Consider the following 8,403-nt stretch of genomic DNA (forward strand, 5'->3'; position numbering starts at 1 on the left):
GCGGCTCAGAAGGCCACTCGCACGTCGAAACCGCCGTCCGAACGCGGACCGGTTTCGAGACGGGCGCCGACCGCACGTGCACGCTCGCGCATTCCCGGGATACCGTGCCCGCCCGTCCCACTCGACAGTGCGCCGACCGTCTGCGCCGCGGGTACCGACTCGTTCGAGATCGACATACTTTGCGGCGCAGCGAAGTCCACGGAAACCTCGATCGGCGAACCCGGCGCATGCCGCACCGCGTTCGCGAGCGACTCCTGCAGGATCCGGTACATCACGAGCCCCACGGTCTCGCCGACCGCGGCCGGGTCACCCGTCGTGGTCACGCGCAGGTCGGCACCCGTCCTGCGGGTCGCGTCGAGCAGTCCGTCGACGTCGCGGGCACCAGGCTGTGGCATGTGCTCGCCGGACTGCCCGTCACTGCGCAGGACTCCGAGCATGCCGCGGATCTCGTCCAGCGCAGCCCGTCCCGACGCGCCGATCGAGTCGAACTCGGCCTTGACGTCGTCGGACACCCCGCCGAGCCGGTACGGCGCGCTCTGCGCCTGCACCACGACCATCGACATGTGGTGTGCGACGACGTCGTGGAGGTCGCGCGCGATCCGCGCACGTTCTTCCAGAATCGACCGCCGCGCACGCTCGAGCTCACTCACCTCCTCCTGTTTCGCGAGCTGCCTGCGCGAGGACACCAGCCAGCGCACCAGGAGGCCGAACGCGACCAGGGTGGTGATACCGACCGCCCAACCCCGTCCGTCCTGGCCCGGCGCCATCGCCAGGAACAGCAACGCGGTCGTCACCCAGGCGACGCCGACGATCGGTACCGCGGCGCGCATCGCGACCGCCGCGAGCAACGCCGTGAGTACGAGGATGTGCACCACCTGCCACGGATACGAGTAGTCCGAGTTCAGGTCGAACGCGACCGGGAAGACGAGCGCGCCGGCTGCCGAGATCGCCCAACCCAGTGCGGGATTGAGCCGGATCAGGAAGAACGGGAACGCGACGAGGGCCGCCACGAAGGGCTGCACCGGGTAGGGCACGTCGTGCGTCAGATGCATCGTGGGCCACGAGACGGTGAACAACGTCAGGGTGACGACGACGATGCCTACGTCGAGCAGCCGCGATGCGGGCACACGGCGCACCGCCGATGCCGTGCGGCCACCCGCCCTGCGAACCATCCGTGTACCTCTCACCGTACCGAGCCTATGCAGGCGGATCGCGCGTGTCGTCATACCACGGGGTGAGTTCGACATGGCTCGCGCGGGGCACCTGCGGCGCCGGGTCACCCCGACGGGCGGGACGGTAACCACTCCGCCGGGCGATTACGCAGGGTACGGGCGATTTCTAGCGTCGTCGACATGACGAATCGCAGACGCAGAGCAACGTTCGCGACCACGATGCTCGTCGCCGCCGCGGCATGGTTTCCGGCTACCACTGCACAGGCCGCAGCGGCTACGACGGACGACGCCGGCCGCGAGCGAACGGCAGCGGAGCGCGTGATCGAGGCGATGACCGGGAATGCCGGCGCCACCGGTGCTACCGAAGTCACCGGCGCTCTCCCCGCTGACTTCGAGACGGTGATGGGTTACGCGCCTGTCCTCGAGGACGGCCACCTCGCGGCGCCCGAGGGCGTGTGCTCGTCGCCGATTCCACTGCCGACGGAGTTCGAACCCGCCTGCCGCCGACACGATCTCGGCTACGACCTGTTGCGCTATTCGGCCGCCGCCGGCTCCGAGCTCGGACCGTGGGCGAGGAAGGCGCTCGACGCCGATCTCGACCGGAACATGCACGCCGCGTGCGAGAGCCGCCCGGAAGGCGCGCCCCGCACGACCTGCACCGCGTTCGCGGACATCGCCGCCACGGCCGTCCGGGTCAATTCGCTCCGGCAGCACGACGGGGTCCCGGCCGACGAACGGATGCTGCTCGGGGTCGGCGGCGGAGCGGCTCTTGCGGTGGGCGTGGCTCTGGTGGCCGCCCATCGGCACCGCAGGGTGCGCGCTCCGCGTGCCGCGACGACAGACGCGGTGATCGTGTGAACACGCCGCTGCCCCGGACGCTCACGATCACGGTCGTCACCGTTGCCGTTCTGGTGTCGCTCGCGCCGGGACTGCTGCCCCGCTCCGCCGTCGTCCAGGGCTTCGCGACCGCGCTGTGCGGGTGCCTCGCACTGTGCACGCTCGCGCTCGTTCGCCGCGTGCCACTGATTCCGCACGTCGCGCCGCGGCAGTCCGCACGCGTGCTCACGCTGCTCGCCGCTGCGGTCGCAGTCGCGGCGGGCATGCTCGCGGCCGACCACTGGCAGGACGGCCTGCGACGCGCGATGGGGCTGGCGCCGGTCGGCCCCGGCCATTGGATCGGCGCAATCCTGGTCGCGACCGCGACCTTCGTCTGCGCCGTGGCAGCCGCGCGAGCTGCGCGCGCTCTCGGCAGACGCGTCGGCCCACTCGGCGCGGTCGCTACGGCGACGGCCGTCGCCCTCTGTGCGTACGGCGGCGCGGGTGCCGTCGCGCCCGGACCCACCGACCCCGGACCGGTCCCCGCCGCGTACACCGGCGAAGCCGAGACGTGGAGTGCACTCGGCGAACACGGCAGACGATTCGTCACTGCACACTCCGACGGCGGCCGAGACGGTGTCCGCGTCTACCTGGGCCTCACCGAGAACTCGGACGCACCCGCTCGCGCACGCGCCGCGGTCGGGCAACTCGACGGCGCACACGGCTTCGCGCGTTCGGCCGTCGTCGTCGCGGTGCCCACGGGTTCGGGATGGGTCGACGAGAATGCGCTCGAGGGATTCGAAGAACGGTTCGACGGCGACGTCGCGATCGTCGCGATGCAGTACACCGCCGCCCCGAGTTGGGTGAGCTATCTCTTCCAGAGGTCCGCTGCCGACGACAGCGCGACCGCCCTGCTCGACGCCGTCGCCGCCCGCATCGCGCAACTGCCGCCCGATCGGCGACCCGACCTGTACGTCTACGGCCAGAGCCTCGGCGCAGTGGGCGGATCGACGGCACTCGCAGCATCCACCCGGGAGGTGTGCGGCGCGCTGTGGGCCGGCCCGCCGACGGGTTCCACACTCACCGCAGGCGGGGCGGTACTCGCCAACTCGTCCGATCCGGTGATCCGGTGGACCCCGGCACTCGCGGTGCGGCCGCCGGTACTACCGGACACGACGCCCGATGCGCCCGTGCCCGGCTGGCTGCCCGGCATCAGCTTCGTCCAGACGACGATCGACCTGCTGACCGCACTCGACGTACCGGCCGGGCACGGCCACCGCTACGGCGACGAGCAGGGCCTCGACCTACCCGGGTGCGCTCACAGCGTCGGCACGGACAACTCTCCACGCGCCGCCTCGTACGCGGCCCCCACACGGTAGAGCCGCTCGTCGGCGAGTGCGGGCGCCATGATCTGGAGCCCCACCGGAAGACCGTCGTCGGATGCGAGCCCCGACGGCACCGACATCGCGCAGTGGCCCGCGAGATTGGTCGGCAGCGTGCACAGGTCCGACAGGTACATCGCCAGCGGGTCGTCGACCTTCTCGCCGAGCTTCCACGCCGTGAACGGGCTCGTGGGCGCCACCAGGACGTCGACCTGCTCGTATGCACGCTCGAAGTCGCGCGCGATGAGCGTGCGCACCTTGAGCGCCTGGCCGTAGTACGCGTCGTAGTAGCCCGCCGACAGCGCGTAGGTGCCGATCATGATGCGGCGCTTGACCTCCGGCCCCAGACCGGCTTCGCGTGTCGCCGCCATCACCTGGTCGGCGCTCATCGCGCCGTCGTCGACGCGCATGCCGTAGCGCATCGCGTCGAACCGCGCGAGGTTCGACGACACCTCGCTCGGCAGGATCAGGTAGTAGGCCGCGAGTGCGTGCACGAAATTGGGGCACGACACCTCGACGACCTCGGCACCGAGCTCGGTGAGCGTCGCGACCGCGGCGTCGAAGGACTCGATCACGCCCGGCTGATAGCTGTCCGAACGCAGTTCGGACACCACGCCGACCCGTACGCCCTTCAGGTTGCCGCGCGCGCCCTCGCGGGCCGCGGTGACGATCGGACGCACGGCGGCGTCGATCGACGTCGAATCCCGCGGGTCGTGTCCCGCTACCAACTCGTGCAGCAGCGCCGTGTCGAGCACCGTGCGCCCGCACGGGCCACCCTGATCGAGCGACGACGCGCATGCCACGAGGCCGTAGCGCGAGACCGTGCCGTAGGTGGGCTTCGTGCCGACCGTCGCGGTGAGTGCGGCAGGCTGACGGATCGATCCGCCGGTGTCGGTACCGATCGCGAGCGGCGCCTCCCGCGACGCGAGCGCCGCGGCGCTGCCGCCGCCCGAGCCGCCCGGGATGCGGGAGGTGTCCCACGGGTTCTTGGTGGGTCCGTACGCGGAGTTCTCGGTCGACGAGCCCATCGCGAACTCGTCGAGGTTCGTCTTGCCGAGGATCGGGATGCCTGCCGCCCGGAGCTTGGCACTCACCGTCGACTCGTACGGCGACACCCAGCCCTCGAGCATGCGCGAACCACAGGTCGTCGGCATGTCCGTCGTAGCGAAGATGTCCTTGAGCGCGAGCGGGACACCCGCTAGCGGCGACGCCGGTTCGTCGCCCGCGGCGAGCGACTCGTCGACCTCCTTCGCAGTGACGAGCGCCTGCTCCCCCGCGACGTGCAGAAACGCATTGACGTCGCCGTCGACCGCCGCGATGCGCTGCAGATGCGCCTCGACGACCTCGACGGACGAGACATCGCGATTGTGGATCCGGCCCGCGAGTTCGGACGCGTCGAGGGTGGTCAGTTCGGCGCTCATTCGCCCTCTCCCAGAATCTGCGGAACCGAGAAACGTTGCTGTTCGACGGCAGGAGCCTGGTCGAGCGCCTGATCCGGAGTGAGGCCGGGAACCACGACGTCGGGACGCGTGACGTTCGCCACCGAGTTCGGGTTCGCCATCGGCGGGACATCGTCGGCCGCAACCTCGCTCACCGTCTTCACGGCCGCGAGAATCTGATCGAGCTGGCCCGCGAACTCGTCGAGTTCGGCGTCGGACAGCGCCAATCGGGACAGCCGCGCGAGGTGCGCGACCTCGTCACGGGAGATGTCAGGCACCGCTGGCCCCTTTCACGTCTACGGAAGGATTGCCCTACCAGCCTAGAACGTCGACTCGACGGCCGTGCAGGCAGCGCCCGGCCGCGGTCCTGCGGCTGCGCGACACGGCGCCGTCACCGCCGGGTGGGTATGGTCCACCCGGAGCGGGAGAACGATCCCGCACATCGGTGAAAGGGACGTCGTGTCGTATCTGCTGCGCGTCCGCCTCCCCGACCGCCCCGGCAGCCTCGGCTCGCTCGCCGTGGCCCTCGGTTCGGTCGGCGCGGACATCCTGTCACTCGACGTCGTCGAACGCGGGGCAGGATTCGCGATCGACGACCTCGTGGTCGACGTCGAACCGGGCGCGTTGCCCGACACGCTGATCACGGCCGCCGAGGCACTGCCGGATGTGCACGTCGATTCGATCCGCCCGTACGCAGGCATCCTCGACACGCACCGCGAACTCGAGCTCATCGACCAGGTCGCAGGCGCTCCGCACGACAAGCTGCAGACCCTCGTCGACGGTGCGCCGCGCGTGCTGCGGGTCGGCTGGGCCACGGTCCTCGCGATCGGGCCCGAGGGCGCGTACCGCGTCGCAGGCTCGTCCGGAGCACCCGAAACACATGCGACGCATGTCCCGTGGCTACCGTTGGACGCCCCGCTGCGCCTCGATCAGGATGCCGAATGGGTGCCGCCGGTGTGGCGCGATCTCAATACGACACTCGCCGCGGCTCCACTCGGTGCGACTGGCAAGGCTCTGCTGTTGGGCCGACCTGGCGGACCTGACTTCCGGCCGTCCGAGATCGCCCGCCTCGGCTACGTCGCCGGCATCGTGGCGACGGTCCTGTCCTGACCCTGCGGACGACGCCCGCAGCGATCAGAAGAGTCGGAACTCCGCCGAGTCGGTACCGCGCAGCACGTCGTAATCGAGAGTGAGGCAGCGGATACCGCGGTCTTCGGCGAGCGTGCGCGCCTGCGGCTTGATCTGCTGCGCGGCGAAGACGCCCGTGACCGGTGCGAGCAGGGGATCGCGATTGAGCAGCTCGAGATAGCGCGTGAGCTGTTCGACACCGTCGATCTCGCCGCGCCGCTTGATCTCCACCGCCACGGAGGCGCCGTCGCTGTCGCGGCACATGAGGTCGACCGGGCCGATCGCGGTGGGGAACTCGCGACGCACGAGCGTCCATCCGTCGCCGAGGGTCGTGACGTGTTCCGCAAGCAACTCCTGCAGGTGCGCTTCGACGCCGTCCTTGACGAGGCCGGGATCGACACCGAGTTCGTGTGACGAATCGTGCAGGATCTCCTCGAGCGTGATGATGAGGCGCTCGCCGGCCTTGTTCTCGACCGTCCACACGCCGGCGTCCTCGACGAGCCAACACGGTGGCGACATCCAGTTGAGAGGCTTGTACGAACCTCCGTCGGAGTGCACGAGCACCGAACCGTCCGCTTTGACCATCAACAGCCGCTTGGCCATCGGGAGATGGGCCGTCAACCGGCCCGCGTAGTCGACCTGACACCGAGCAATCACGAGACGCACGTCAGCCACACTAGGCGATCGCTGCCGTTACCCTCGTATCACCATGCAGCTACCACAGCGATCTGCAGCACCCATGGGCTCGTGGCTCCTCGGCTCACCCGACGAGAACACACGGATCCAGCGCATCCGTGTGCAGGCTCTCCTCACCGTCCCGCTGGTCGTCACCAACCTCGTGGGCGCCGGTGTCGCGATCGCTCTCGTCAGTGTCGTTCTGCCCGGTCCGTCCACCCTGACGCGCGAATTCGCGCTCGTGAACTTCGTCGCCGTCCCGGTGTGTGTCGTGCTCGCGGTCCTCGTGGGTATCACCTGGGGGACGCGCCGACTCACCCGCGACCTGCGGTGGGCGACGCGAGATCTCGTTCCGAACGAGGCCGACCGCCGCGCCGCGTTCGCGGCGCCGGGTCGTCTCACGCGGTTACAGGCCTCGCTGTGGGCCGCGTGCTTCGTGATCATCACCGCGCTCTACGGCCTCATCGACCTCGACGTGGTCCCCAAGATCGCATTCACGATCGCGCTGACCGGGGTCACGGTCAGCGCATTCTGTAATCTGCTCGCGCAGTTCGCACTGCGGCCCGTCGCGGCACGTGCCCTCGAGGCCGGCGGCATCCCGCGTGGACGGTCACTCGGTGTCACCGGGCGCACGGTCGTCGCATGGCTGCTCGGTACCGGTGTACCGGTCGTCGGCCTCATGCTCATCGCGATCTTCACGTTCATCCGTCCCGCCGAGCCGGCCAACCTTGCCGTCGCGATCCTCGCGCTCGGCGGAGTCATTCTGTTAGTGGGATTGCTGCTCGTCGTCGTGAGCGTGCGTGCCACCACCGCGCCGTTGCGCTCGGTCCAGCGAGCGATGCAGCAGGTCGAGCGCGGCGATCTCGATACCGCCGTCGTCGTCTACGACGCCACCGAACTCGGTGTGCTGCAGAACGGTTTCAACCGCATGGCCGAAGGACTGCGCGAGCGCGAACGGATCCGGGATCTCTTCGGCAGGCATGTCGGACACGAGGTTGCCCGCAACGCCGTCGAGCGCAATCCGGAGCTCGGCGGCGAGGAGCGCGACGTCGCTGTGCTGTTCGTCGACATCGTCGGCTCGACCCGGCTGGCGGCGCAGAACAGCCCCGCGGCGGTCGTCGACCTGCTCAATCGGTTCTTCCTCGTCGTGGTGGACGAGATCGACCGTCGACGCGGCTTCGTCAACAAGTTCGAAGGCGACGGGGCACTCGCCGTCTTCGGCGCACCGAACACGATGCCCGACCCCGCAGGTAGCGCGCTCGCCGCGGGTCGCGCGATCCGCGATCGCCTCGCCCGCGACGTTCCCGAGTGCACCGCGGGCATCGGCATCGCCGCGGGCCGTGCCGTCGCCGGCAATGTCGGGGCGCACCAACGCTTCGAGTACACCGTTATCGGCGACCCGGTCAACGAAGCGGCCCGACTGTGCGAGCAGGCAAAGTCCGTTCCCGGTCATCTCGTCGCATCGAGCCGTGCCGTCGACGCTGCAGACGGAGACGAACGCGCGCTGTGGCACACAGCGAAGACCGTCACCCTGCGTGGACGACTGGAACCGACCGACTTGGCAGTCCCGCTCGAAGGCGCAGCGCACAACGAAGTCTGAGGATTCTGGCCCCCAGCGGCTGGAGAGCCGCACGGGTTTCCGGTGAGGCGCGGTGGGGATGCGACCCACTGTGGACGAGGGCCGTTCACTGCCGGCTGGACTCGAAACCGAATTGCGATGGTGCGCACGTGAAAACGTGGAATGGTGGTGAAACGCCGTGAGCCCCCGACATCCAAAAATGTCAGGGGCTC

8 protein-coding genes are annotated in these 8,403 nt (G+C 69.6%); 4 read left to right on the top strand and 4 right to left on the bottom strand.

Annotated elements, in window-relative coordinates; all coding sequences use genetic code 11:
• Window positions 1-5 precede the first annotated feature (5 nt).
• Window positions 6-1,172: a histidine kinase gene (locus HCA44_RS02255; protein ID WP_169646864.1), complete on the bottom strand. Its 1,167-nt coding sequence runs from the start codon at window positions 1,170-1,172 to the stop codon at window positions 6-8.
• 180 nt (window positions 1,173-1,352) lie between these two features.
• On the opposite strand from HCA44_RS02255, the gene HCA44_RS02260 reads away from it, so the two are divergent.
• Both HCA44_RS02260 and HCA44_RS02265 read left to right on the top strand, forming a co-directional pair.
• Window positions 1,353-2,030, top strand: coding sequence for a hypothetical protein (locus HCA44_RS02260; RefSeq protein WP_169646865.1), 678 nt, complete (start codon window positions 1,353-1,355; stop codon window positions 2,028-2,030).
• Window positions 2,027-3,367, top strand: coding sequence for an alpha/beta-hydrolase family protein (locus HCA44_RS02265; RefSeq protein WP_169646866.1), 1,341 nt, complete (start codon window positions 2,027-2,029; stop codon window positions 3,365-3,367). The genes HCA44_RS02260 and HCA44_RS02265 overlap by 4 nt, the downstream gene beginning before the upstream one ends.
• Here HCA44_RS02265 and gatA read toward each other — a convergent pair.
• Together gatA and gatC are read right to left on the bottom strand one after the other, a co-directional pair.
• Window positions 3,307-4,791: an Asp-tRNA(Asn)/Glu-tRNA(Gln) amidotransferase subunit GatA gene (gene gatA / locus HCA44_RS02270; protein ID WP_169646867.1), complete on the bottom strand. Its 1,485-nt coding sequence runs from the start codon at window positions 4,789-4,791 to the stop codon at window positions 3,307-3,309. The genes HCA44_RS02265 and gatA overlap by 61 nt on opposite strands.
• Complete coding sequence (gene gatC, locus HCA44_RS02275) at window positions 4,788-5,087, bottom strand: Asp-tRNA(Asn)/Glu-tRNA(Gln) amidotransferase subunit GatC (RefSeq protein WP_169646868.1); 300 nt, start codon at window positions 5,085-5,087, stop codon at window positions 4,788-4,790. The genes gatA and gatC overlap by 4 nt, the downstream gene beginning before the upstream one ends.
• 181 nt (window positions 5,088-5,268) lie before the next feature.
• Between gatC and HCA44_RS02280 the strand changes: the two genes are divergently transcribed.
• Entirely contained in the window at window positions 5,269-5,919 is a 651-nt protein-coding gene (locus HCA44_RS02280) for an amino acid-binding protein (RefSeq protein WP_169646869.1), read from the top strand.
• A gap of 24 nt (window positions 5,920-5,943) precedes the next feature.
• On the opposite strand, the gene nucS is transcribed toward HCA44_RS02280, so the two are convergent.
• Window positions 5,944-6,603: an endonuclease NucS gene (gene nucS / locus HCA44_RS02285; RefSeq protein ID WP_169646870.1), complete on the bottom strand. Its 660-nt coding sequence runs from the start codon at window positions 6,601-6,603 to the stop codon at window positions 5,944-5,946.
• 43 nt (window positions 6,604-6,646) lie between these two features.
• On the opposite strand from nucS, the gene HCA44_RS02290 reads away from it, so the two are divergent.
• Complete coding sequence (locus HCA44_RS02290; protein ID WP_169646871.1) at window positions 6,647-8,212, top strand: adenylate/guanylate cyclase domain-containing protein; 1,566 nt, start codon at window positions 6,647-6,649, stop codon at window positions 8,210-8,212.
• The last annotated feature ends 191 nt before the right edge of the window (window positions 8,213-8,403 follow it).

The organism is Rhodococcus sp. HNM0569, assembly GCF_012726205.1.
GTDB lineage: Bacteria > Actinomycetota > Actinomycetes > Mycobacteriales > Mycobacteriaceae > Rhodococcus_F.